This is a genomic window from Peterkaempfera bronchialis (assembly GCF_003258605.2).
Classification (GTDB): Bacteria; Actinomycetota; Actinomycetes; order Streptomycetales; family Streptomycetaceae; genus Peterkaempfera; species Peterkaempfera bronchialis.
In genome coordinates this window covers 4,371,279-4,395,062 of record NZ_CP031264.1, presented here as the reverse complement: position 1 = coordinate 4,395,062, position 23,784 = coordinate 4,371,279, and the positions used below count along the sequence as shown (strand labels likewise).

22 protein-coding genes are annotated in these 23,784 nt (G+C 71.6%); 13 read left to right on the top strand and 9 right to left on the bottom strand.

Annotated elements, in window-relative coordinates:
- Nucleotides 1–16: 16 nt before the first annotated feature.
- Nucleotides 17–334, bottom strand: a complete 318-nt coding sequence (fdxA, locus tag C7M71_RS19605) for a ferredoxin (protein WP_111493010.1) — start codon at nucleotides 332–334, stop codon at nucleotides 17–19.
- 112 nt (nucleotides 335–446) lie between these two features.
- Between fdxA and C7M71_RS19600 the strand changes: the two genes are divergently transcribed.
- Nucleotides 447–1,460 (top strand): GNAT family N-acetyltransferase, encoded by a 1,014-nt coding sequence (locus C7M71_RS19600; protein ID WP_111493009.1) that lies wholly within the window; start codon nucleotides 447–449, stop codon nucleotides 1,458–1,460.
- Between the two features lie 54 nt (nucleotides 1,461–1,514).
- Nucleotides 1,515–2,360 (top strand): SirB1 family protein, encoded by an 846-nt coding sequence (locus C7M71_RS19595; protein ID WP_111493008.1) that lies wholly within the window; start codon nucleotides 1,515–1,517, stop codon nucleotides 2,358–2,360.
- Nucleotides 2,361–2,581: 221 nt separating this feature from the next.
- Here the strand turns inward: C7M71_RS19595 and C7M71_RS19590 are convergent, their stop codons facing one another.
- The 3 genes from C7M71_RS19590 to C7M71_RS19580 all read right to left on the bottom strand — a co-directional run bounded on the left by C7M71_RS19590 (nucleotide 2,582) and on the right by C7M71_RS19580 (nucleotide 4,967).
- Nucleotides 2,582–3,199, bottom strand: a complete 618-nt coding sequence (locus tag C7M71_RS19590) for a response regulator transcription factor (protein ID WP_111493007.1) — start codon at nucleotides 3,197–3,199, stop codon at nucleotides 2,582–2,584.
- A gap of 83 nt (nucleotides 3,200–3,282) precedes the next feature.
- Complete coding sequence (locus C7M71_RS19585) at nucleotides 3,283–4,014, bottom strand: ABC transporter permease (protein ID WP_111493006.1); 732 nt, start codon at nucleotides 4,012–4,014, stop codon at nucleotides 3,283–3,285.
- Nucleotides 4,011–4,967: an ABC transporter ATP-binding protein gene (locus C7M71_RS19580; protein ID WP_111493005.1), complete on the bottom strand. Its 957-nt coding sequence runs from the start codon at nucleotides 4,965–4,967 to the stop codon at nucleotides 4,011–4,013. Before C7M71_RS19580 ends, C7M71_RS19585 begins: the two co-directional genes overlap by 4 nt.
- A gap of 260 nt (nucleotides 4,968–5,227) precedes the next feature.
- Between C7M71_RS19580 and C7M71_RS19575 the strand changes: the two genes are divergently transcribed.
- Nucleotides 5,228–5,425, top strand: a complete 198-nt coding sequence (locus tag C7M71_RS19575) for a hypothetical protein (RefSeq protein WP_114914445.1) — start codon at nucleotides 5,228–5,230, stop codon at nucleotides 5,423–5,425.
- Nucleotides 5,426–5,469: 44 nt separating this feature from the next.
- On the opposite strand, the gene C7M71_RS19570 is transcribed toward C7M71_RS19575, so the two are convergent.
- The gene (locus C7M71_RS19570; RefSeq protein ID WP_111493003.1) at nucleotides 5,470–7,581 is read right to left on the bottom strand and encodes a S9 family peptidase; all 2,112 of its coding nucleotides are present in this window, start codon (nucleotides 7,579–7,581) and stop codon (nucleotides 5,470–5,472) included.
- 333 nt (nucleotides 7,582–7,914) lie between these two features.
- On the opposite strand from C7M71_RS19570, the gene C7M71_RS19565 reads away from it, so the two are divergent.
- From C7M71_RS19565 to C7M71_RS19520, 10 genes are all read left to right on the top strand, one after another.
- A complete protein-coding gene (locus tag C7M71_RS19565; RefSeq protein ID WP_111493002.1) occupies nucleotides 7,915–8,109 on the top strand; it encodes a DUF2304 family protein in 195 nt (64 codons plus the stop codon).
- Nucleotides 8,110–8,160: 51 nt separating this feature from the next.
- A complete protein-coding gene (gene mshB, locus C7M71_RS19560; protein WP_111493001.1) occupies nucleotides 8,161–9,129 on the top strand; it encodes an N-acetyl-1-D-myo-inositol-2-amino-2-deoxy-alpha-D-glucopyranoside deacetylase in 969 nt (322 codons plus the stop codon).
- Nucleotides 9,126–9,629, top strand: a complete 504-nt coding sequence (locus tag C7M71_RS19555; RefSeq protein ID WP_229758811.1) for a DUF6113 family protein — start codon at nucleotides 9,126–9,128, stop codon at nucleotides 9,627–9,629. The genes mshB and C7M71_RS19555 overlap by 4 nt, the downstream gene beginning before the upstream one ends.
- A 366-nt stretch (nucleotides 9,630–9,995) precedes the next feature.
- On the top strand, nucleotides 9,996–12,368 hold the full coding sequence (locus tag C7M71_RS19550; protein WP_114914444.1) for a VanW family protein: 2,373 nt from the start codon (nucleotides 9,996–9,998) through the stop codon (nucleotides 12,366–12,368).
- Between the two features lie 620 nt (nucleotides 12,369–12,988).
- Nucleotides 12,989–14,017 carry an ABC transporter permease gene (locus C7M71_RS19545; protein WP_111490146.1) on the top strand — a complete coding sequence of 343 codons (1,029 nt, stop codon included), beginning with the start codon at nucleotides 12,989–12,991 and terminating at the stop codon, nucleotides 14,015–14,017.
- An 86-nt stretch (nucleotides 14,018–14,103) separates the two neighbouring features.
- On the top strand, nucleotides 14,104–15,897 hold the full coding sequence (locus C7M71_RS19540; protein ID WP_111490147.1) for an ABC transporter substrate-binding protein: 1,794 nt from the start codon (nucleotides 14,104–14,106) through the stop codon (nucleotides 15,895–15,897).
- A gap of 119 nt (nucleotides 15,898–16,016) precedes the next feature.
- Nucleotides 16,017–16,994 (top strand): ABC transporter permease, encoded by a 978-nt coding sequence (locus C7M71_RS19535; RefSeq protein ID WP_111490148.1) that lies wholly within the window; start codon nucleotides 16,017–16,019, stop codon nucleotides 16,992–16,994.
- A gap of 67 nt (nucleotides 16,995–17,061) precedes the next feature.
- Nucleotides 17,062–18,129: an ABC transporter ATP-binding protein gene (locus C7M71_RS19530; protein WP_111490149.1), complete on the top strand. Its 1,068-nt coding sequence runs from the start codon at nucleotides 17,062–17,064 to the stop codon at nucleotides 18,127–18,129.
- 33 nt (nucleotides 18,130–18,162) lie between these two features.
- Nucleotides 18,163–19,299, top strand: coding sequence for an ABC transporter ATP-binding protein (locus tag C7M71_RS19525; protein ID WP_111490150.1), 1,137 nt, complete (start codon nucleotides 18,163–18,165; stop codon nucleotides 19,297–19,299).
- Between the two features lie 70 nt (nucleotides 19,300–19,369).
- Entirely contained in the window at nucleotides 19,370–19,744 is a 375-nt protein-coding gene (locus C7M71_RS19520; RefSeq protein ID WP_175607710.1) for an RCC1 domain-containing protein, read from the top strand.
- A 16-nt stretch (nucleotides 19,745–19,760) separates the two neighbouring features.
- Here C7M71_RS19520 and C7M71_RS19515 read toward each other — a convergent pair whose 3' ends face one another.
- Genes C7M71_RS19515 through C7M71_RS19500 form a run of 4 tightly spaced genes read right to left on the bottom strand, consistent with a single transcriptional unit; the run spans nucleotide 19,761 to nucleotide 23,781 of the window.
- Nucleotides 19,761–20,780, bottom strand: a complete 1,020-nt coding sequence (locus tag C7M71_RS19515) for an ABC transporter ATP-binding protein (protein ID WP_111490151.1) — start codon at nucleotides 20,778–20,780, stop codon at nucleotides 19,761–19,763.
- A complete protein-coding gene (locus tag C7M71_RS19510) occupies nucleotides 20,773–21,834 on the bottom strand; it encodes an ABC transporter ATP-binding protein (RefSeq protein WP_111490152.1) in 1,062 nt (353 codons plus the stop codon). Before C7M71_RS19510 ends, C7M71_RS19515 begins: the two co-directional genes overlap by 8 nt.
- Before the next feature lie 14 nt (nucleotides 21,835–21,848).
- Entirely contained in the window at nucleotides 21,849–22,865 is a 1,017-nt protein-coding gene (locus C7M71_RS19505; RefSeq protein ID WP_111490153.1) for an ABC transporter permease, read from the bottom strand.
- On the bottom strand, nucleotides 22,858–23,781 hold the full coding sequence (locus tag C7M71_RS19500) for an ABC transporter permease (protein WP_111490154.1): 924 nt from the start codon (nucleotides 23,779–23,781) through the stop codon (nucleotides 22,858–22,860). The genes C7M71_RS19505 and C7M71_RS19500 overlap by 8 nt, the downstream gene beginning before the upstream one ends.
- Nucleotides 23,782–23,784 lie beyond the last annotated feature (3 nt).

The following is a 23,784-nucleotide window of genomic DNA, read 5'->3' as shown; positions in this document are numbered from 1 at the left end:
TCGGTGCCACCGATCGTCAGGCCTGCGGCGGCAGGGCGGCGACAAAGGGGTGGTCGCGCTCGATCAGCCCGAGCTTGGAGGCGCCGCCGGGAGAGCCGAGGTCGTCGAAGAACTCGACATTCGCCTTGTAGTAGTCCTTCCACTCCTCCGGAGTGTCGTCCTCGTAGAAGATCGCCTCGACCGGGCAGACCGGCTCACAGGCACCACAGTCGACACACTCGTCCGGGTGGATGTAGAGGGACCGCTGGCCCTCGTAGATGCAGTCGACCGGGCATTCCTCGATGCAAGCCTTGTCCTTGACGTCGACACAAGGCTGCGCGATGACGTAGGTCACGCTGTCGTTCCTCCTCGTAGGGGCTGGCTCTCGCGCGGGGGAGCGCGTCGTCGTCGATGCCCGCCCCTAGTATCGCGGGTCTATGACAGTGGATGCACGGGAGGTGGCCGGGATGGCGGACAACGGTCCGCAGCAGGGGCTCGCAGAGGTCCGGATAACCCCCTCTGACGTGGGACGACGCGTCTCGGTGCGGCGGATTCTGGAGATCGTCGAGCGCCGTCCGGTATTCGGCGATGCGGTCGGTGTGCTCACATCGTGGGACGGCGGGGTGCTCACCGTCGTCCGTCGCGACGGCGAAGCGGTCGAGATCGCCGAAGACCTGCTGGTCGCGGGCAAGCCCGTGCCCCCCGCGCCCGCCCGGCGCGGCCCCGCCCCCGAGGCCGGTCCCGCCGAACTCCAGCGCATCGCCGCACGCGGCTGGCCCGCCATGGAGACCGCCGCGCTCGGCGAGTGGACCCTGCGCGCCGCCGACGGCTTCACCAGGCGGGCCAACTCGGTGCAGGCGCTCGGCGACCCCGGGCTGCCGCTGCCGGCCGCCCTGGACGCCGTCCGGGACTGGTACGGCGCCCGTGGGCTGCCCGCCCTGGTGGAGGTCACCGTGCCCGGTTCCGACGCCGTACTGCGCGAGGAACTGGACCGCTTCGCCATCGAGCTGTCCCGCACCGAGGTCCGCAGCGCGCCGCTGGCGCCGCTCGCCCGGCTCGCCGACGCCGGCGGCCCGGTCCGGCTGGCCCACACCGCCTCGGCCGACTGGATGGCGCGCTACCACCGGTTCGGCGGCGACCCGGCGCTGGAGCAGGCCGCGCGGGCGGTGCTGCACGGCGGCCCGTCGGTCTGGTTCGCCACCGTGCCGTCGGCGGACGGGTCCGGCCCCGCCGCCATCGGGCGGTGCGTGGTGGACGGCGCCTGGGCCGGGTTCTCCGCCGTCGAGGTGGTGCCCGAGCAGCGCCGCCGGGGCCTCGGCTCCCAGGTGATGGCCGCGCTGGCGGCCCGCGCCGCCGAGGAGGGCGCCACCGGCGCCTACCTCCAGGTGGAGACCGCCAACAGCGGCGCCACCGCGCTGTACGACCGGCTGGGGTTCGCCACCAGCCACACTTACCACTACTGCCGCCTGCCCCGGAGTTGACGGGCGGCGGCACGGAGGACCCATCACACCGACGGGAACGGGCCGGAACCAGTCGTGACCGAAGACAGCCGGACGCGGTTCAGCGCCGAAGCCCGGGCCGAGTGCCCGGACCCGGTGCTGCTCTGCCTGCTCGCCTCGGTGGAGCAGGACCCGCAGGCCGATCCGGACGAGGTGATCGCCACCGCCGACGCCATCCTGGACCGGCTCGCCGCCACCGTCCGCCTGGCCATCGCCGAGCGGGCCCCCGGCGGGCCGGAGGCGGTGGCCGCGCTGCTCTCGGCGGTACTCGCCGGGCGCGAGCGGTTCCACGGGCGGCCGTCGGACTACAACCGCCTGGAGTCCTCCCTGCTGCCCGCAGTGCTACGGCGCCGCCGGGGGCTGCCCATCATGCTCTCGCTGGTCTGGACGGCCGTCGGCACCCGCGCCGACCTGCCCGTCCACGGGGTCGCCCTGCCCGGCCACTTCGTGGTCGCGGTGGGCGGTGGCCCCGGCTGCGAGCCGGTGCTGGTCGACCCGTTCCACGGCGGGCGGCGGCTCTCGCTGAACGACGCCGGCGGCCTGGTCGCCGCCGCCACCGGCGAACCGCTCACCGAGGAGATGCTGGCCCCCGCCCAGCCGCTGGACATCGTGCTGCGGGTGCTCGGCAACATCCGTACCTGGGCCGCCTCTCGCCCCGAGCACGCGGGCACCCAGCTGTGGGCCACCGAACTCTCCCTGCTGCTCCCCCGCCACCCCGCCCAACTGCGGCTGGAGCGCGCCGAAACCCTGATCCGCACCGGCGACTTCCTCGGCGGCGCCGCCGAGATGGAGTCCTACGCACAGATCCTGGACGCCTTCGACCCGGACTCCGCCGCCCGCGTCCGCCTCGAAGCCCGCGCCGCCCGCCACCGCCTCAACTGACGCCCCACCCCCGCAACCCCCCGCGCGCAGCGCGCCTACAACCACCCCTTCTCCCGCGCAATCCGCACCACCTCAGCCCGACCCCGCGCCCACCTCACCCCACCCCCGAACCCCCGCGCGCAGCGCGCCTACAACCACCCCTTCTCCCGCGCGATCCGCACCACCCCGGCCCGACCCCGCGCCCACCCCACCCCACCCCCGAACCCCCGCGCGCAGCGCGCTCACAACCACCCCTTCTCCCGCGCGATCCGCACCGCCTCAGCCCGATTCCGCGCCCCCGTCTTCTGAATCGCCATCGACAGGTAGTTCCGCACCGTCCCCTCCGACAGATGCAGCCGCGCCGCGATGTCCGCATTGACCGACCCATCGGCGGCGACGTCCAGGACGTCCCGTTCCCGGGCGGTCAGCGGGTTGGCGCCCTCCGCGAGGGCCGCCGCCGCCAGGGTCGGGTCGATCACCCGTTCACCCCGCAGCACCCGCCGCACCGCATCGGCGAGTTGGGCCGCCGGAGCATCCTTCACCAGAAAGGCGTCGGCGCCCGACTCCATGGCCCGGCGGAGATACCCGGGGCGGCCGAAGGTGGTCAGGACGACGATCTTCGTCGCGGGCTGCGTACGGCGGAGCAGCCCCGCAGCCTCGATCCCGGTCATACCGGGCATCTCGATGTCCAGCAGGGCGACATCCACCCCGTGTTCCACGGCGGCGGCCACCACCTCGTCGCCACGTGCGACCTGCGCCACGACGTCGATGTCGCCCTCAAGGCTGAGCAGCGCGGCAAGCGCCTCCCGCACCATGCCCTGGTCCTCGGCGAGCAGGACTCGTACGGATCGATCAGTCATGCGGCCAGCCTAGGGCCGCGCTGATGGACGTCGGACGCCCCCGGCCGCCCGTCGGGGCGTCGGGGGCGTCGGCAGAGCGGCCGTCAGGCCTGCCGGGTGTCCCGCTGGTACAGCCAGGCGGCGAGCGCCGCGAAGGCCACGAAGTAGGCCGCCAGGCCGGTGAGCGCTCCGGCGCCGGGCAGGTCGCCGGTCTGGGCGATCCGGCCGAGCTGGTTGTAGAGCCAGGTCGGGCTGGCCTTGCCGATGTCCTGGAGCCAGACCGGGGCGTCCGCGAGCGAGAACCAGCTGCCGCCGAGGAAGGAGAGCCCCATATACGTGATCATCACCACCGGCTGGACCACCTCCGGCCCGGCGGCGTAGCCGAGGGCGACGCCCAGCGCGGCGAAGACGAAGCTGCCCACCCAGAGCACGAGCAGCAGCGCCGGCCACTGCCAGGCGGCCAGTCGTACGCCCTTGCCGAGGCCGCCGATGAGCAGCACCAGCAGGATGGCGGGGAGCGAGACGGTGGCGGCCGAGGCGACCTTGGCGATGACATAGCCGTGGCCGGGCAGCGCGCTCAGCCGCAGTTGCCGCACCCAGCCGTTCTTGCGCTCGGTGGCGATCCGCTGGGCGCCGGAGAGCACGGCGCCGACGGCGCCGAAGGTCGCCATGGAGATCATGAAGTACTTGGCGGCGGGCATGCCCGGGGTGATCTCCTTGCCCCCGTACGAGCTGGAGATCAGCAGGTAGATCACCGAGGGGTAGAGCAGGCTGAAGAAGAGGAACTTGCGGTTGCGCAGCACGCGCGTGATCTCAAGCCGGATCAGGGTGGTCATCGTGCGCTCTCCTCGGTGCCGGTGATGGCCAGAAATGCCTGCTCCAGGCCGAGGCTGGTGACCTCCAGGTGGTGCGGGTACAGCCCGGCGCGGTAGATCGCGGCGACGGTGGCGTCGGCGTCGGTGGAGCGGATCCGTAGGGTGCGGCCGTGCAGCTCCAGGGCGGTGACCCCGGGCAGGGTGCGCAGCTGGTCCGGGTCGGGGTGCGGATCGGGGTCCAGGTCGAAGACGATGCGGCGGGCGCCGGCCCTGGCCTTGATGTCGGCCGGGGTGCCGTCGGCGATCAGCCGTCCTCGGTGCATCACCAGGACGCGGTCGGCGACCGAGTCGGCCTCCTCCAGGTAGTGGGTGGCGAAGAGGATGGTGCGGCCGGCCGCGGCCTGGGCCCGCATGGTGCCCCAGAACGCCTGCCGGGCGGAGACGTCCATGGCGACGGTGGGCTCGTCCAGCACGATCAGCTCACTGGCTCCGGCGGTGGCGAGCGCAAAGCGGACCCGCTGCTCCTGTCCGCCGGAGAGCCTGTCCACCTTGCGGTCGGCGATGTCGGTGATGCCGGCGGTCTCCAGCACCTGGTCGACGGGGTAGCCGCGCGGGTGTACATCGCAGGCGAAGCGGACCAGTTCGCGGACCTTGACCTCGGTCATCAGGCCGCCGCTCTGCAACATGGCGCCGACCAGGCCGTCCGCCAGCGCCTGCCGTGGGGTGGAGCCGAAGAGCCGGACCGACCCGGAGTCGGGGTTGCGCAGGCCCAGCAGCAGGTCGAGGGCGGTGGACTTGCCGGCGCCGTTGGGGCCGAGCAGCGCGACCGTCTCCCCTGCCCGCAGTGTCAGGTCCAGCCCGTCCACCGCCCTGACCTGGCCGTAGGTCCTGGTCACCGCGGCGAAGGCGGCGACCTCCGCCGGTTCGGCGACCTGCCCTGGCACGCCGCGCGGCGGCTGCGTCGCGATGCTCATCCGTCTCTCCCCTGTCCCCATCCCGGTGCGTCGACTTCAGCGCGTCGACCCGACTGCTCAAGGGTGCGGGGGGACGGGGTGGCGGCGGCAGTGCGGCCGGTCGTGTTCTCCGCATGACGGATGTCACGGCGCGGCGTGTGCCTGCTGTCCGCTCCGCGCGCCGTACGCTTCGGCGGGTTCGCCGTGCATGGGCAGGGAACCCCGACCTTGTGCGCTTGTGAACGGCTGCGAAGACCGCCCCTGGAACACCCCGGAGAGAGATGCGCGTCCTGTTGGAGACCGCCGTGGTGGCGGTCGCTGCCTCGCTGCTGTTCGGGGTCGTCTGGGCCCTGGTGGGCTCCCGGCTGGGGGGCGGGCCGGAGGAACGGGAGCGCACGCTGCGGGAGGGCCCCGGCGCCGAGCCGCGCGCGCCCGGGTCGGACCCGCCCTCCGGCCGGGAGGACCCACCGGCCGCCTGAGCTGCGGTGGTGGCCCCCGCCCGCAGGTGGGGGCCACCGGTCGGTCAGAGGCCCAACGACCGCTTGAGGAAGTCGACCTGAAGCAGCAGCAGGTTCTCGGCGACCTCCTCCTGCGGGGTCATATGGGTGACGCCCGACAGCGGCAGCACGGTGTGCGGGCGCCCGGCGGCCAGCAGCGCGGAGGAGAGCCGCAGGGTGTGCGCGGCCACCACGTTGTCGTCGGCCAGACCGTGGATCAGCATCAGCGGCCGGGTGAGCTTCGGGGCGTCGGCGGTCAGCGAGTTGGCGTCGTACACCTCGGGGCGCTCGTCGGGGTGGCCGAGGTAGCGCTCGGTGTAGTGGGTGTCGTACAGCCGCCAGTCGGTGACCGGGGCGCCGGAGACGGCGGCGTGGAAGACGTCCGGGCGGCGCAGCACCGCCAGCGCCGCCAGGTAGCCGCCGTACGACCAGCCGCGGATGGCGACCCGGGTGAGGTCCAGCGGGAAGTCCTCGGCGAGCGCCTGCACCGCCTCCACCTGGTCGTCCAGGGTGGCCCCGGCGAAGTCGCCGGCGATGGCCTTCTCCCAGGTGGGGCTCTGCCCGGGGGTGCCCCGGCCGTCGGCGACCACCACGGCGAAGCCCTGGTCGGCGAACCACTGGGAGGTCAGATGGGCGTTGCGGGCGGCGACCACCCGCTGGCCGTGCGGGCCGCCGTACGGGTCCATCAGCACCGGCAGCAGGCCGTCGCGGTCCCGGTCGTAGCCGGTGGGCAGCAGCACCGCGCAGGGGATGCGCCGCTTGCCGGCCGCCGTCAGGCGGACCTCCGCGCTGATCACCGGGGTCTCGGCGTACGAGGCGATCTCGGCGACCGGGGTCCCGTCACGCAGCACCCGAACGCGGCTGCCGGGGCGGTCCAGCGAGGCGGAGACCAGCACGGTGGTGGGGCCGGAGCGGGCCGCCGTGTGCAGGCCGGGCCGGGTGGAGAGCCGGGTGGCGCCGGTCGCGCCGACCCGCACCACATGGACCTCGCCGATCTCCGGCTCGGCGGCCTCCTCACCGGCCGAGGCGGTGACCAGCAGGTCGTCGGCGCCCACGTCGAGTACCGCACGCAGGTGCAGCGCGGCGCCGGTGAGCACCCGGTCGCCGACCGCGAGCACCCGGGCGCCGCCCTCGTCGGCGATCCGCACCAGGCGGCCGTCCGGGGTCCAGGCGGGGACGCCGGGGAAGAGATCGAGCCACACCGGGTCCTCGTCCACATGCAGGGTGCGGGTGGCGCCGGTGTCCGGGTCGAGCGCCAGCACCAGCTGGCTGCGCTGGTCGCGGGCCTGCACCAGCAGCAGCGGCGGGCCGCCCGCCGACCAGTGCACCCGGGCCAGGTACGGGTAGCGGTTGCGGTCCCAGGAGACGTCCACCCGGGAGCCGTCCAGGCCCAGCACGGCCAGCGTGACCTCGGCGTTGGGGGTGCCGGCCGCCGGGTAGGCGACCTCGGCGGGGGCGGTGGCCGGGTTGGCCGGGTCGGCGATCCACCAGCGCCGTACCGGGGTGTCGTCGGCGCGGGCGGCCAGCAGCCGGTCGCCCTCGGGGGCCCACCAGAAGCCCCGGCTGCGGTCCATCTCCTCCTGGGCGATGAACTCGGCCTGGCCCCAGGTCACCCCGGCCGCCTCCGGCTCGGCCAGCGCCCGGTCGGTCTCGCCGTCGCCGGTCACCACCCGCAGGTCGCCCCGGGTGGTGGCATAGGCGATGTGGCGGCCGTCGGGGGCCGGGCGGGGGTCGATCACCGGGCCGGTGACCAGGATCTCGCGGGCCTCCCCGCCCTCGCCCAGACCGGCGGTGAAGAGCCGTCCGGAGAGCGCGAAGGCGGCCAGCTCGGCGGCGGCGTCGGTGGCGTAGCCGACGATGCCCGCCGAGCCCTCGCGGCTGCGCTCACGGCGGGCCCGCTCGGCCGGGGAGAGGTTCTCCTCGCCACTGCCCAGCAGCTCCGCCGGGTCGGCGGCGGGGTGTTCGCGGCCGGTCGCCACGTCCAGCACCCAGAGCAGATTGGCCCGGTCGGTGCCGGAGCGGGAACGGAGGAAGGCCACCCGGTCGCCGTCCGGCGAGACCGTGAAGGAGCGTGGTGCGCCGAGGGTGTAGCGCAACGTCCGCGAGTACTGCCGGGGGAAGGAGATCTCCTTGGTCATACGGGTGACCCTATGTCGCCCCGCCCACCCGGAGGGAGTACCGCCGTCCGGCGCCCTGCGGCGTCGGTCGCCGGACCGGGGGGAGCCCGGAGATCCATCGCCCGCCGGGGTTTGACCGCTGTGCGCCCCGTCGATGCATCTATGCACCGGCATATGCAGGCTGACGGAAAGTAATGCCGGACTGACCGATCGGGTATGAAGGGATAGCCGGTTGGCCCCATCCGGCGCGGCGGATCCCACCTCCGCCGCACAGTGCTGCCCGTCCCCACCGTCCCCTGCCGGTCCCGACCGCCGCCGCCTCGGGCGGCGCGCGCTGAGAGGTGTTGACCCGCCATGGCCCTGACCATCTCCGCAGCCGTCCTGCTGCTGCTCATCGTGGTACTGCTGATCCGCCGGTCCGGTCTGAAGTTCTGGCATGCCCTGGCGTGCACGCTGCTCGGCTTCTACCTCGCGTCCAGCTCCATCGCCCCTTCGATCCAGCAGGTCACCAGCAATCTGGCCGGCATGATCAACGGGCTGAAGCTCTGATCCGGGGCCGCCGGTCCCCCTCCGGAGAGGGCCGCCCGTAGGCTGACCCCCATGAGCGACCTGCCGCAGCTGCCGGACCAGTCCGAGGACTCCGTCGGTGCGGGCGCGGACGACCTCCCGCCCCGCCGACTGCTGCTGGTGCACGCCCACCCCGACGACGAGTCGATCGGCAATGGCGCCACCATGGCCAGGTACGCGGCCGAGGGCGCCCGCGTCACCCTGGTCACCTGCACGCTGGGCGAGGAGGGCGAGGTCATCCCGCCCGAACTGGCCCATCTCACCGCCGACCGGGACGACACCCTCGGCGAGCACCGCATCGGCGAACTGGCCGCCGCCATGAAGGAGCTGGGCGTCACCGACCACCGCTTCCTCGGCGGGCCGGGCCGCTACCGCGACTCCGGGATGATGGGCGTGGCGAGCAACGACCGCCCCGGCTGCTTCTGGCAGGCCGACCCGGACGAGGCCGCCGCGCACCTGGTGGCGGTCGTCCGCGAGGTGCGGCCGCAGGTGCTGGTGACCTACGACGAGAACGGCGGCTACGGCCACCCCGACCACATCCAGGCCCACCGGGTCGCCATGCGCGGCCGCGAGCTGGCCGCCGACCCGGCCTTCCGGCCCGACCTCGGCGCCGCCTGGGACATCCCCAAGGTCTACTGGAACTGCATGCCGCGCTCCGTGCTGGAGGCCGGCTTCGCCGCGCTGCGCGCCGCCGGCCGGGAGATCCCCTTCCCCGGCATCGCGAGCGCCGACGACGTCCCCGGAGTGGTGGACGACTCCCTGGTGACGGCGGCGGTGGACGGTTCCGCCTACGCCGGGCGGAAGGCCGCGGCCATGGCGGCGCACGCCACCCAGATCGCCGTGGACGGCCCCTTCTTCGCCCTCTCCAACGACCTGGGCCAGCCGATGCCCGCGATGGAGTACTACCGGCTGGTGCACGGCACCTCCGGTGCGGCGGCCGGCTGGGAGGGCGACCTCTTCGCCGGGCTGGACCTCTTCGCCGGGCTGGAGGAAGCCCGATGAGCCCCGCCATGCCGGAGGACCCCCGCCCGGGCCAGCCGCTGCCGGTGCCGCCCAGGCCGCGCCGGTCGGGGCCGGCCGCACTGTTCGGCTCCCGCTCCGCCCGCCTGGCCGAGACCCCGCCGCCGCGCGGCGCGCGGATCGCGGCCTATGTGCTGCTGCTGGTGCTGGGCATGGCGACCGCGCTGGCCGGGTCCTTCGCGCAGTCGCTCTGGTTCCCCGGCGGCCTGCTGCTGGCGCTGGCGGCGACGGTGGGCCTCTTCTACGGCGGGCTGCGGCTGACCACCACCAAGCTGGGGGCCGGGGCGCCGCTGATCGGCTGGTTCCTGGCGCTGATGGTGCTGATGAGCCCGCGCCCCGAGGGCGACTTCATCCTGGCGAGCGGCATCGGCCCGTACGTCTACCTCTTCGCCGGAGCGGTGGGGGGCGTGATCTGCGCCACTCTGCCGACCCGTACGATGTTCGGGTTCGGTGCGGGCCCCGGCGGCGCCGGGCGCGGCTGAACCACCGATGCCCCTGACGCGTCCTCCAGACGTCGAAAGCGTTCGGATGACCGGCGACGAACCGTCAGCAGGGTGCGTCGGCAGGGCCATACGCCGTGATTCGGACCAACGGGGTTCTATCGGAACCGGTTCGCCGACCTGGCGTTCCCAGTATGGTGGTGCGGCAGCCCGCCGATGGCCGGGCTGCCGGCAGGACCCTAGACTCTTGGAGCAGTCCGCGAGCCAGGAGGCACCGGTCGTGCCCTCCGGGGCCGGGCCGTGGGCCGGTGCCGGCCACAGCCGCCGTGCGTCCGTACCGCACGGAGGTCGATCCACAATCCGCGACTGGCGCCCCCTGCGGGCGACAGAGGCGAATCCGGAGCAGCATTGAGCAGCCGCGAAACTGACAACGCGTCCCCGAGCCCCCGCCGCAACGGCGGGGACGCCTATCCGTCGGGCACGCCCCCGTACGGCATCCCGCAGGCCACGGGCGCCTTCGGGCCGGACGGCTTTGCGCCGGAGGGCGTGGGGCCGGACGGCTACGGGCCGGACGGCGGCGCGGCGGAGGATCCCGCCGCCGACGACGGGCCGAAGACCGAGACCACGCTGACCACCCGGATCCGCATCAACATCCCCGGCTCGCGGCCCATCCCGCCGGTGGTGGTGCGCAGCCCGGTGAAGGACGCGGACGCCGCGGACCAGCAGCCGCCCGCCGAGGGTGCGGCCCCCGGTCGGCAGGCCGACGGCTCCCGGCGCCGGGCCGCCGGGCCCGGTTCCCCGGTGCTCGGGGTGATGGACGCCGAGAACCGCACCTCCACGCCGCCCAATCTGCCGCCCGAGTGGCAGACCCCGGAGGGCGGGAACGGCGCGGGCGGCTCCCCGGCGTCGGCCGGCGAATGGTTCCGGCCACGGAAGAAGGGCGGGCCGGCCGGTCCCGCTGCGGGCCCCGCTCCGGCGGGCGGCGCACCCGTACCGCCGCCGGCCTCCCCGGCGCCCGATGACTTCTCCGCGCCCCCGCGCACCCCCGGGCACCCCGCCTTCGAGGCGCCTGCGACCCACCCCGAGGGCGGCGGGCCGCAGCAGCGGGGGCCGCAGCAGGGCGGCGGAGCGCAGCGGCAGAGCGGCGGCGGCTCCATCCCCCGGCCCGGCGGACCGCAGGGCGGCCCGCGCCCCAGCGGCGTGCCCGCCACGCCCTTCGCCCCGCCGACCGCGACCCCTCCCGGCCAGCAGGGGCCCGGCCAGGGGCCCGGCCAGGGGCCCGGCCAGCAGGGACATGGCCATGGGCACACCCAGGACGACGCCTTCCCCGGTGCCGTCCCGCAGCAGCCCGCGCCGCAGCCCACCGCCGGTCCGTTCCCGCCCGGCCTGGGCGTGCGCAGCCGCCCGGCCCCCGGCCCGCTGCCGCAGCAGGGCGGCGGCGCACCGGCCGCCCCGTACGACGGGTTCCAGCCCGACTACGGCAACGCTCCCTATGGCACCGGCCCGGCGGGCGCCCCGCAGGACGCCGCCCTCGCGGAGACCGCCGTCGGCGGCTTCCCCCCGGTGGCCGACCCCGGCCCGGGCGAGACCACCGCCGCCTTCCCGGCGGCGGCCTTCCCGCCCCCCGGAGCGCCGCTCCCGGCAGGCCAGGCCGAGGCGCAGGGCAACACCTTCGCCGCCGGCTTCCGCAACGAGGACTTCCGCCCCGCCGCCCACCCGGCCGCCGCCGCGCGGCCCCCTGCGCAGCGGGCGCCGGTCACCGTTCCGGTGCCGGTGCCGGACGACGCGGAGGACGACGCTCCGGCCGCCGCCCCCCGCCGCCGGGGCCGCACCCGCAAGCTGCTGATCTACGCCGTCGCCGCAGTGGTCTGCGCGGCCGGTGTCGCCTATGGCGCCGGTCTGATGCTCAACCAGTCGGACGTCCCCAAGGGCATCACCGTGCTCGGCACCGACATCGGCGGCAGCAGCCGGGACGCCGCCGTGCACACCCTGGACTCCACGGTGGCGAAGATCGGCCGGGAGCCCATCCAGCTCCGCCTCGGCGGCAAGGCGGTCGCCCTGGACCCCGCCGCCGCCGGCCTGAGCTTCGACACCACCGCGACCGTCGACCTGCTCACCCAGCACAGCTACAACCCGGTGGACGTCATGGACTCCCTCACCGGCAACGCCAAGGCCGTCCCGCCGCTGGTGAAGATCGACCCGGCCAAGCTGCGCGCCGCCCTGGAGCAGCTGGGCAGCCAGGCGGGTCAGGGCCCGCGCGAGGGCTATGTCTCCTTCACCGCGGCCGGCGCGGCCGTCGTGGTGCCGCCGAAGGCCGGCAAGGCCGTCGATGTGGAGTCGGCCGTCGTCGCGGTCCAGCAGAGCTACCAGGCCCGCGCCCTCGGCCAGAAGACCGCTCCCATCGAGCTCAAGGTCACCGAGGCCCAGCCCAAGGCGTCCGCCGCCGACCTCCAGGCCGCAGCCGACGGCCTGGGCAAGCAGATCGTCAGCGGCGGCAATGTGATCGTCAAGCGGGGGCCGGCCGACTACGGCATCCCCTTCGGGCTGGCGTCCTTCAGCCTGTCGCTCCGCCTGGCACCGGACGCCGACGGCAAGGTCGTCCCGTCCTTCGACCTGGCGAAGCTGGAGGCCCGCTCCGACGGCGCCTTCAACGGCTACCAGATGAAGCACGGCTCCACCGTCGGCCCGGTCACCACCCGGGATGTCGCCGACGCCATCATCTCGGCCCTGGACAAGACCGGCGCCGCCCGGACCGTCGTCCTGCCGGTGGTCACCGGCTGACCTCTCCCCAGCACCACGAGGCCGGGTCCTGAACATCAGGACCCGGCCTAGTTTTGGTGTGCACACGTCAACGACAACCCCGTCAACCAGCCCGCCCGGACCAAATTGCACAGCCCCCAAGAATGACCTTCACAATACCCGGCCCCGATAGCGGATCGCCGAGATGTTAATAGCTGCCCACACACGCCTCGGAAACACCCGGCAATCACCGGAACGGCTGGCGACTTACCGTCATGGCGAGTTTTGGCCACCCATGAACCGTCCGATAATCGGACACTCCCCCGACCCCGCCCAAAAGTATCGGTAGCGGCAGAACGGACACTCCTTCGAGGGAGTGCGCGTCAACATCGCTCCCAGCTCCGCTCGTCCGCATAGCGGGACCATGTCGACCGTGTTTCGGGATTGTGAACGACCCTTTGGGCACTTTGGACACTTATGCCCGTTTCACTGACGGGGTGTCAACCTCTTTATGGCCACAACCTGATCGATCTTCCAAAACGATGCCCCGTCGCCCGGCGGTAATGCGTACAGCTACTTGACGTTCGATAAACGACTTGCCAGAGTCCGTTCGTCAAACACTTCTTGCGGCCGCACACACCCCGAGCGGGAGCTTTCGCACCATGACCAACCCCACTCAGGCGCAGGCCGAAACCGAGATCATCGGTTCGGCCGGCCCCGCCGAGGCAGTCACCCTGCCTGCGGCACCGGAGCTCAAGGGCCGCTCTCCCGGCCAGATCATGTGGCGTCGCTTCCTCCGCGACCGGACCGGCGTGGTGTGTGCCGCGATTGTGATCCTCTTCCTGCTGATTGCCGCCTGCGCACCGCTGATCTCGGCGCTGTACGGCAAGAACCCGACCGAGCTGTACGGGCAGAACACCCCCGGCATGCTCACCGACACCGGTCTGCCCACCGGTCCCAACGGCGGTATGAGCGGCGAGTACTGGTTCGGCATCGAGCCGCAGCTGGGCCGCGACATCTTCACCCAGCTGATCTACGGCATCCGCACCTCGCTGCTGATCGCGGTGGTGGCCACGGTCGCCACCACGTTCCTGGGCATTCTGGTCGGCATCATCGCGGGCTACGCCGGCGGCAAGACCGACTACTTCATCGGCCGCGGCATCGACATCCTGCTGTCGTTCCCGTCCCAGATCTTCTTCATCGCCCTGGTCCCCGTAGTGGACTCGCTCTTCGTCTCGCCCGACGAGTCGACCCCGGTATGGCTGCGCACCGTCACCGTGATGATCGTGCTCTCGGCGCTGGGCTGGATGGGACTGGCGCGCATCCTGCGGGCCGTGGCCCTCTCCCTGCGCGAGCGGGAGTTCGTGGAAGCCGCCCGGGTGACCGGCGCCTCCCCGATGCGGATCATCTTCAAGGAGCTGCTGCCCAACCTGTGGACGCCCATCCTGGTGCAGTCCACGCTGGCTCTTCCGGGCTTCGTCACCGCCGAGGCCGGCCTCTCCTACCTCGGCGTCGGTGTCACCGAACCGACCCCGGACTGGGGCCGCATGATCGCCGATGCGGCCAGTTTCTACCGTGAGGACATCACCTTTCTGATCTTCCCCGGCGTAGCGATGGTGATCTTCGTGCTCGCCTTCAACCTGCTGGGGGACTCGGTCCGGGACGCATTCGACCCGAAGACCAAGCGCTGACCAGCGCGTTCGCACTCCGGGGGGATCGTTTCGCCCGCCCCGGGCACCACGGCAAGATCAACTCCGTCACACAGGACAGGGCATCCATGACCACTCGCAGAAAGCGGCACCTCGCAGCCGCGATCCTCGTCTCCGGGGCGCTCACCATGACCGCTGCCTGCTCCAGCGGCCACACCAACAGCGACGGCAGCAAGCCCAGCGCCGGCGGTTCCTCCTCCGCCTCCGCCTCGGCCCCGGCCGCTCCCGTCGCCACCAGCATCAGCGTGGGCACCGCCGAGGACTCCAACGGCCCCGCCCTGGCGCCGGAGGGTTCGAAGGCCGGCGGCACGGTCACCATGATCGACCGCGATGACTTCTCGCACCTCGATCCCGGCCGTATCTACATGAACTACAACTCCACGGTCTCGCTGCTCTTCACCCGTCAGCTGACGGGGTACAAGAAGACCCCCGACGGCACCAAGCTGGTCGGCGACCTGGCGACCGACACCGGTACCACCAGCGACGGCGGCAAGACCTGGACGTTCACCCTCAAGGACGGCCTGAAGTGGGAGGACGGCTCTGCCATCACCTCCGACGACATCAAGTACTCCATTGAGCGGCTGTACGCCCCCTTCATCCAGGAGGGCCCCAAGTACATCCAGCAGTGGCTGTCGGGCAACGAGTACCAGAAGGTCTACGAGGGCCCCTACAAGGGCAAGTCGCTCGGCGCGGTCGAGACTCCTGACAAGAAGACCGTGGTCTTCAAGTTCAAGGAGGCCCACCCGGACGCCAACTTCACCCTGGCGATGACCGGCTACGGTGTCGTGCCCAAGGCCCACGACACCAAGGAGGCCTACGACAAGAAGCCGTTCTCCTCCGGCCCGTACAAGATCTCCAGCCACATCACCGACAAGTCCCTGGACCTGGAGCGCAACCCCAACTGGGACCCGAAGACGGACCCGATCCGGAACGCCTTCCCGGACAAGTGGCACATGCAGTTCGGCGTCCAGGCCGAGGAGTCGACCAACCGCTTCATCGCGGACAACGGCACCGACAAGACCACGATGACCTTCCACAACGGCGTCGAGCCGACGAAGATCACCGAGGTTCTCGGCAACGCCTCGCTCAAGCCCCGTCTGCTTCAGGGCCTGACCCCGTACGTCGACTACTACTACATCAACAACACCCGGATCTCCGACGTCAACGTCCGCAAGGCGCTGATCACGGCCTTCCCGCTGCAGCAGATCCGGCTGGCCGAGGGCGGCCCGACGGCGGGTGACTTCGCCACCACCATGATGAGCCCGACCGTCCTGGGCTACGAGCAGTTCGACGTCTACGGCAAGCTCCAGAAGCCCGAGGGCGACCCCGAGGCGGCCAAGAAGCTGCTGGAGCAGGCGGGCAAGACCGGCCAGACCATCGTCTACGCGTACAACAACACGCCGACCCAGCAGAAGGTCACCGAGGTCATCCGGCAGGCGCTGGAGAAGGCCGGCTTCAAGTTCGTCTCCAAGCCGCTGGACCCGAAGAACTACTACGACCAGACCGGCAAGCTGAACAACAGCTACGACGTGTACTGGGGTGGCTGGGGCGCCGACTGGCCGACCGGTCAGACCGCCCTCCAGCCGGTGTGGGACGGCCGCCAGATCGGCGACCTGGCCTCGAACTACGCGCACTTCGCGGACAAGGCCATCGACAAGGCGATGGACGACGCCGCGAAGATCGCCGACGCCGCCGAGCAGGGCAAGGCATGGGCTGCGATCGACAAGCAGATCAACGAGCAGGCCGCGTCGATCCCCTACATCTACGACAAGTACCTGGGCCTGTACGGCTCGGGCCTGGGCGGCGTGGAGTTCGACCCGCTGTCCGGTGAGCAGTCCCCGCTGAACGTCTTCATCAAGTAGGACGGCAGTCGGGCGGTGGGTCACCGGCTCCCCGGTGACCCACCGCCGCCACCCTGCCCGGCCATCCCCCACGCACCGCCCGACCACCGACGGCGCCCGATCAGGAGAGACCCTCCGCCATGCTCCGTTTTCTCATCCGACGATCGCTTGGCGCGCTCGTCATCCTGCTGATCATCAGCGCCATCACCTTCGGGCTCTTCTTCGCCCTCCCGTCCGAGCCGGCCCGACTCTTCTGCGGCAAGATCTGCCCGCCGGAGAACCTCGCGGTCATCAAGCACACCATGGGCTTCGACCAGTCGGTGCCGGAGCAGTACTTCCACTGGCTGGTGGGCATCTTCGCGGGCCGCGACTTCCCCACGGGCCACTGCGAGTTCCCCTGCCTCGGCTACTCGTACGTCAAGCAGGAGATGGTCACCACGACCATCCTGGACCGCTTCCCCACCACGGTCTCGCTGACCATCGGCTCCGCCGTGGTCTTCCTCATCTTCGGCATCGGCACCGGCATGCTGGCCGCCTGGAAGCAGGGCAAGGCCACCGACAAGATCGCCAGCTCGGCCTCGCTGCTGGCCTCCGCGATGCAGATCTACTTCGTCGGCCCGCTCGCCCTGTACCTGCTGGTCTACAGCACCGACTGGCTGGACCAGCCGCACTATGTGCCGTTCACCGAGGACCCCATCGGCTGGTTCGGCGGACTGCTCGTCCCCTGGATCGTCCTCTCCCTGATCTGGACCGCCAACTACACCCGTATGACGCGCTCCTCCATGGTCGAGCAGCTCTCCGAGGACTACGTCCGGACGGCGCGCGCCAAGGGCATGTCCGGTACCTCGGTCTTCCTCAGGTATGCATGGCGCGGTGCCATGGGCCCCATCATCACCATCTTCGGTGTGGACCTCGGCGCCCTGCTCGGCGGTGCGATCATCACCGAGACCACCTTCGGCCTCCAGGGCATCGGACGGCTCGCGATCGACTCGGTGCAGCAGTCCGACCTGGGGATGCTGGTCGGTGTCACCCTGGTCGCCGCCGCCCTGATCGTGGTCTTCAACATCATCGTGGACGCCGCCTACGCGGTCATCGACCCGCGCGTCCGGCTGGCCTGACTCCCGGCCCGCCCCCGATCCGCCGACACCGAACCGACCTTCAGCACCGCACCGAGGAGCCCCGTCCATGACCACCCTGGCCAAGCCCGAGGAGGCCCCCGCGCCGTCCGGGGGTGCGCCCTTCCTCTCCGTCCGCGACCTGCATGTGCGCTTCAGCACCGAGGACGGCGTGGTGCGGGCCGTGGACGGCCTCTCCTTCGACCTGGAGAAGGGCACCACCCTCGGCATCGTCGGCGAGTCCGGCTCCGGCAAGTCGGTCACCAACCTGGCCGTCCTCGGCCTGCACAACCCCGAGTCGACCGAGATCAGCGGCTCCATCGACCTGGCCGGGCAGGAGCTGGTGGGCGCCCCCCGGCGCACCCTGGAGAAGCTCCGCGGCAACACCATGTCGATGATCTTCCAGGACCCGCTGACCGCGCTGTCGCCGTACCACACCATCGGCCGGCAGATCGGCGAGACCTACCGCAAGCACACCGGGGCGAGCAAGAAGGAGGCCCGGGACCGGTCCATCGAGATGCTCACCAAGGTGGGCATCCCGCAGCCGCAGACCCGCGTCGACGACTACCCGCACCAGTTCTCCGGCGGTATGCGCCAGCGCGCGATGATCGCCATGGCGCTGGTCTGCGACCCCGACCTGCTGATCGCGGACGAGCCGACCACCGCCCTGGACGTGACGGTCCAGGCGCAGATCCTGGACCTGCTGAAGGACCTCCAGCAGGACATGGGCACCGCGATCATCCTGATCACCCATGACCTCGGCGTGGTCGCCAGCACCGCGCACAATGTGATGGTGATGTACGCGGGCCGCGCCGTCGAGCGCGGCACCGTCCGCGAGGTGCTCAAGTCCCCGCAGCACCCGTACACCTGGGGTCTGCTGTCCTCGATGCCGAGCCTCAGCGGGTCGGTGGACGTGCCGCTGCGACCGGTCCGGGGCACCCCGCCCAGCCTGATCAATGTGCCGTCCGGCTGCCCCTTCAACCCGCGCTGCGACTACCGGGAGAAGGTGCTCGGCGACCGCTGCACCACCGAGCGGCCCCTGATCTCCCCGGAGACCGGCCACGGCTCGGCCTGCCACCTCTCCCTCGGGCAGAAGCAGGACATCTTCATCGACCAGATCCAGCCGCGGCTCGGCTGAGGACCCTTCAACCGTCACCTTGGGGCGAACAAAGTGAACGATCAGCTGACCCTCAGCAAGGCCGACGGCCCGTCCCCGGCCACCCCGGCGGGGGAGCCGCTGCTCCAGCTCTCCGGTCTGGAGAAGCACTTCCCGGTCACCGACGGCCTGCTCTTCAAGCGGCAGGTGGGCGCGGTCCACGCGGTGGACGGCATCGACCTCACCGTCTCCGCCGGTGAGGCGGTCGGCCTGGTCGGCGAGTCCGGCTGCGGCAAGTCGACCACCGGCCGCCTGGTCACCCGGCTGCTGGAGCCCACCGGCGGCACGATCACCTACGCGGGCCAGGACATCTCCCATGCCTCCCGCAAGGATCTCGCGCCGATCCGGTCCGAAATCCAGATGATCTTCCAGGACCCGTACTCCTCGCTCAACCCCCGGCAGACCGTCGGCGCCATCATCGGCGCCCCGATGGAGATCAACGGCATCAAGCCGGCCGGCGGCATCCAGAAGCGGGTGCAGGAGCTGCTGGAGACCGTGGGCCTCAACCCGGAGCACTACAACCGCTTCCCGCACGAGTTCTCCGGCGGCCAGCGGCAGCGCATCGGCGTGGCCCGGGCGCTCTCCCTGGAGCCCAAGCTGATCGTCGCCGACGAGCCGGTCTCCGCGCTGGACGTCTCCATCCAGGCCCAGGTCGTCAACCTGCTCCAGCAGTTGCAGAAGGACCTCGGCATCGCCTTCCTCTTCATCGCCCACGACCTGGCGATCGTGCGCCACTTCTCGCAGCGGGTCGCGGTGATGTACCTGGGCAAGATCGTGGAGATCGCCGACCGCGCGTCGCTGTACGAGCGCCCCCGGCACCCCTACACCCACGCCCTGCTCTCCGCCGCCCCCGAGGCGGACCCGGACGACCACCGCGAGCGCATCCGCCTGGCCGGCGACGTCCCGTCCCCGATCAACCCGCCGTCCGGCTGCCGCTTCCGCACCCGGTGCTGGAAGGCCCAGGAGAAGTGCGCCACGGAGGAGCCGCCGCTGGTCCGGCTCTCCGGCAACCAGGAGGGCCACCTGACGGCCTGCCACTTCCCCGAGGAGCCCACCATCACCTCCGGCAAGGAGGTCGTCCTCGACCCGGCGCTCGCCACCATCGAGGTGCCCGGCACCACCATCCCGGAGCCGCGCGACACCCAGGGCTGACCCCGCGCACCCACAGCGGCGGCGGGGTACCGGGACCAGCTCCCGGTACCCCGCCGCCGTTTCCTCTCCCATGCGCCCGCCCCGGAGGGGCGACGGCACCACCACCAGCCGCACCACACCCGTACGAGTGGCCGGACTGAGCGGAGCGGTACAGGTCTCCATCGGCTCCTACCACGGCGCGGCCGTGCGCTCCGACGGCACCGTGTGGATCTGGGGGTACAACGCGTACGGGCAGCTGGGCGACGGCACCACCACCGACGCCGAGGCCCCCCGGCGGGGTCACCCAGGTGGCCACCGGCGCGCTGCACACCCTGGCGGTCCAGGCCCTGAAGCCGGTCAACCACACGCTTCCCACCATCACCGGCAGCCGACGTCGGCAAACGCCTGCGCCTCGATGTCACCGCCAGCAACGCGGATGGACACGTCACCGCCCACTCCGCCGTGACCGCAGCCACCAAGCGCTAGGCGGTGAGGGCGGCCCCTCTGTCCTCGGCGAAGTGGCAGGCGGAGTCATGGGCGGCCTCGCCGTCCAGCCAGGAGGGGGCGGCGAGCAGCGGTTCCTCGTCGGTGCACCGCTGCTGGGCCTTCCAGCAGCGGGTGCGGAAGCGGCAGCCGGAGGGCGGGTTGGCCGGTGAGGGCACATCGCCCTGGAGGATGATCCGCTCCCGCCGGTCCCGCGCCTCCGGGTCCGGCACCGGCACGGCCGAGAGCAGCGCCTGGGTGTAGGGGTGGGTGGGGTGGTCGTAGATCTGGGTGTCGGTGCCGATCTCGACCATCTTGCCCAGGTACATCACCCCGACGCGGTCGGAGATGTGCCGCACGATCGACAGGTCGTGGGCGATGAACATATAGGAGAGGTCGAACTCGTCCTGGAGCTTCTCCAGCAGGTTGATCACCTGCGCCTGCACCGAGACGTCCAGCGCCGAGACCGGCTCGTCGCAGATGATGATCTCCGGCTTGAGCGCCAGCCCCCGCGCGATGCCGATCCGCTGCCGCTGCCCGCCCGAGAACTGGTGCGGATAGCGGTTGATGTACTCCGGGTTCAGACCCACCACGTCCAGCAGGTCCTGCACCGCCCTGCGGCGGTCGCCCTTGGGCGCCACCTCCGGGTGGATCTCGTACGGCTCCCCGATGATGTCGCCCACCGTCATCCTCGGGTTGAGCGAGGTGTACGGGTCCTGGAAGACCATCTGGATATTGCGGCGCACCGCCTTCAGCGCCCGCCCCGACAGCCGGGCGATGTCCTCACCCTTGTACAGCACCTGACCGGACGTCGCCCGCTCCAGGTTCATCAACACCTTGGCCAGCGTCGACTTCCCACACCCCGACTCCCCCACGATCCCCAGCGTCTCACCCCGGAAGAGGTCGAAGGAGACCCCGTCCACCGCCCGCACCGCGCCCACCTGCCGCTTGAACAGGACACCCTGGGTGACCGGGAAGTGCTTGACCAGGTCGCGGACCTCCAGAATCGCCTCAGCCATGAAGGGTCTCCTCCCAGAAGTGGCAGGCGCTGCCACGCCCCACCAGTTCCGTACCGTCCTGCTCGGCCACCGGATACAGCGGGGGCACCTCCACCCGGCAGACCTCCCGCGCCTGCGCACAGCGCGGATTGAAGGCGCAGCCGGGCGGGATGCGCAGCAGGCTGGGCGGTAGGCCCTTGATGGCGTAGAGGTCCCGGCCCTTCTGGTCCAGGCGCGGGATCGACTGGAGCAGCCCCCGGGTGTACGGGTGCGCCGGGCGCCGGTACAGCTCGTGGACCGGTGCGGTCTCCACGATCCGGCCCGCGTACATCACCGCGATCTTGTCGGCGACATCCGCCACCACACCCAGGTCATGGGTGATCAGGATCAGACCCATCCGGTACTCCCGCTGGAGCTCCGCCAGCAGGTCCATCACCTGCGCCTGCACCGTGACGTCCAACGCGGTCGTCGGCTCGTCCGCGATGATCAGGTCCGGCTCCAGGGCCAGCGCCATCGCGATCATGATCCGCTGCCGCATACCGCCGGAGAACTGATGCGGGTAGTCGTCCACCCGCTGCGCCGCCGCCGGGATCCGCACCCGGTCCATCAGCTCGATCGACCGGGCCCTGGCGTCCTTCCTGGACATGCCCTGGTGCACCCGGAACATCTCGCCCAGCTGGTAGCCGACCCTCAGCACCGGGTTGAGCGACGACAGCGCGTCCTGGAAGATCATCGCCATTCTGGCGCCCCGCACCTTGCGCCGCTCGGCCTCGGAGACCTTCAGCAGGTCCCGCCCCTGGAAGAGGATCTCCCCCCGGGTGACAAACCCGGGCGGGGAGTCCAGGATGCCCATCACCGCCTGCGAACTCACCGACTTGCCGGAGCCGGACTCGCCCAGGATCGCCAGAGTCTCCCCGGCGGCGACGCTGTAGTCGACGCCGTTGACGGCCCTGGCGACGCCCTCGCGGGTGCGGAACTCCACATGCAGGTCGCGCACCTCCAGCAGCGGGGCGCGGTCGGAGTCCGCCGCCGGGTCGCGCAGGGTCGCGTCGGTGGTGCCGTGGGTGGCGCTCATCGCTTCCTCCGTGGTCAGCGCAGCTTGGGGTCGAGGGCGTCGCGCACCGCGTCGCCGAGCATGATGAACGCCAGCACCGTGAGGCTGAGGGCGCCCGCCGGGTAGAGCAGCATGTGCGGCGCATTGCGGATGTAGCCGGCCGCCGCGGAGATGTCGATGCCCCAGGAGACCGTCGGGGGCTTGAGCCCCACGCCCAGGTAGCTGAGGGTCGCCTCCAGGGCGATATAGGTGCCCAGCGCGATGGTGGCGACCACGATCACCGGGGCGATGGCATTGGGCAGGACATGGCGCACCATCAGCCGGGTGTTGCCTGCGCCCAGGGCCCTGGCCGCCATCACATAGTCGGCCTGCTTGGCGGTGATCACGGCGCCCCGGGCGATCCGCGCGACCTGCGGCCAGCCGAGCAGCACGATAAAGCCGATCACGGTCCAGATGGTGCTGCTGGGCAGTACGGAGAGCAGCACCAGGCCGCCGAGCAGGATGGGGATGCCGAAGAAGATGTCGGTGATGCGCGAGAGCAGGCCGTCCCACCAGCCGCCGAAGAAACCGGCCAGGCCGCCCAGCACCGTGCCGGCGACGGCGGCTCCGGCGGTGGCGCAGACACCGACGGTCACCGAGGCCCTGGCGCCGTAGACGACGCGGGTGTAGACGTCGCAGCCTTGGCTGTCGAAGCCGAACCAGTGGCCGGAGGCGGGGCCGTCCAGGGATCTGCCGAGGTCGCACTGGAGCGGGGAGCGGGTGGCGATGGTCCCGGGCCAGAGCGAGATGACGACCAGGAAGAGGATCAGCAGCGCGGAGAGCAGGAAGACCGGGTTGCGGCGGAGGTCCTGCCAGGCGTCCTGCCAGAGGCTGCGCGGCTTTCCGGCCGGGCCGGGGCCTCCGGCGCGGGCCCAGTCAGGGTGTCCGTCGGCGTGTCCGTCGGGGCGTTCAAGGGTGTCGGCCTCGCCCATGGCGAGGCCGGTGGGGTTGACGCCGGTCCTGTTGATCTCGCCGGGGTCGCCGGTCTCGCCGGGCCGGGTCGGGTCAGACATACCGGATCCTCGGGTCCAGGACCGCGTAGAGCAGGTCGACGAGCAGATTGGCGACCAGGAAGACGATCACCAGGATGGTGACAAAGCCGACCACGGTCGGCGAGTTCTGGCGCAGGATGCCCTGGTAGAGCTGGTAGCCCACGCCATGGATGTTGAAGATCCGCTCGGTGACCAGGGCGCCGCCCATCAGCGCGCCGATGTCGGTGCCGAGGAAGGTGACGACCGGGATCAGCGAGTTGCGTAGCAGATGGCGGGTGATCACGCGGTGCCGTGGCAGGCCCTTGGCCACGGCGGTGCGTACATAGTCGGCGCGGGCGTTCTCGGCGACGGTGGTGCGGGTCAGCCGGGTGACATACGCCAGTGAGACGGCGGCCAGTACCAGTCCGGGCAGCAGGAGTTCGCCGAAGGGTGCCCCGTAGCCGACGGTGGCGGAGGCCAGTCCCCAGCGGACGCCGAAGAGCAGTTGCAGCAGGTAGCCGGTGACAAAGGTGGGGACGGAGACCACGACCAGGGTGAGGGCCAGCACCGTGGTGTCCACCCAGCCGCGCCGGCGCAGGCCGCCGGCGACGCCGAGCAGGATGCCGAAGACCGCCTCGATGACGATGGCGACGATGGTCAGCCGTACGGTGACCGGGAAGGCGCTGCCCATCAGCTCGGTGACCGGCTGACCGGTGAACGCCTGGCCGAAGTCGCCGGTGAAGATGCCCCCCATGTAGAGCAGGTACTGCTTCCACAGCGGCTCGTCCAGGTGCAGGTCATGGCGGATCCGGGCGGCCACGGCGGGGTCGGGGGCCCGGTCGCCGAAGAGCGCGGCCACCGGGTCGCCCAGCGCGTAGACCATGATGAAGATCAGCAGGGTGGTGCCGACGAACACCGGGACCATCTGGAGCAGCCGCCGGATGATGTAGCGTCCCATGCG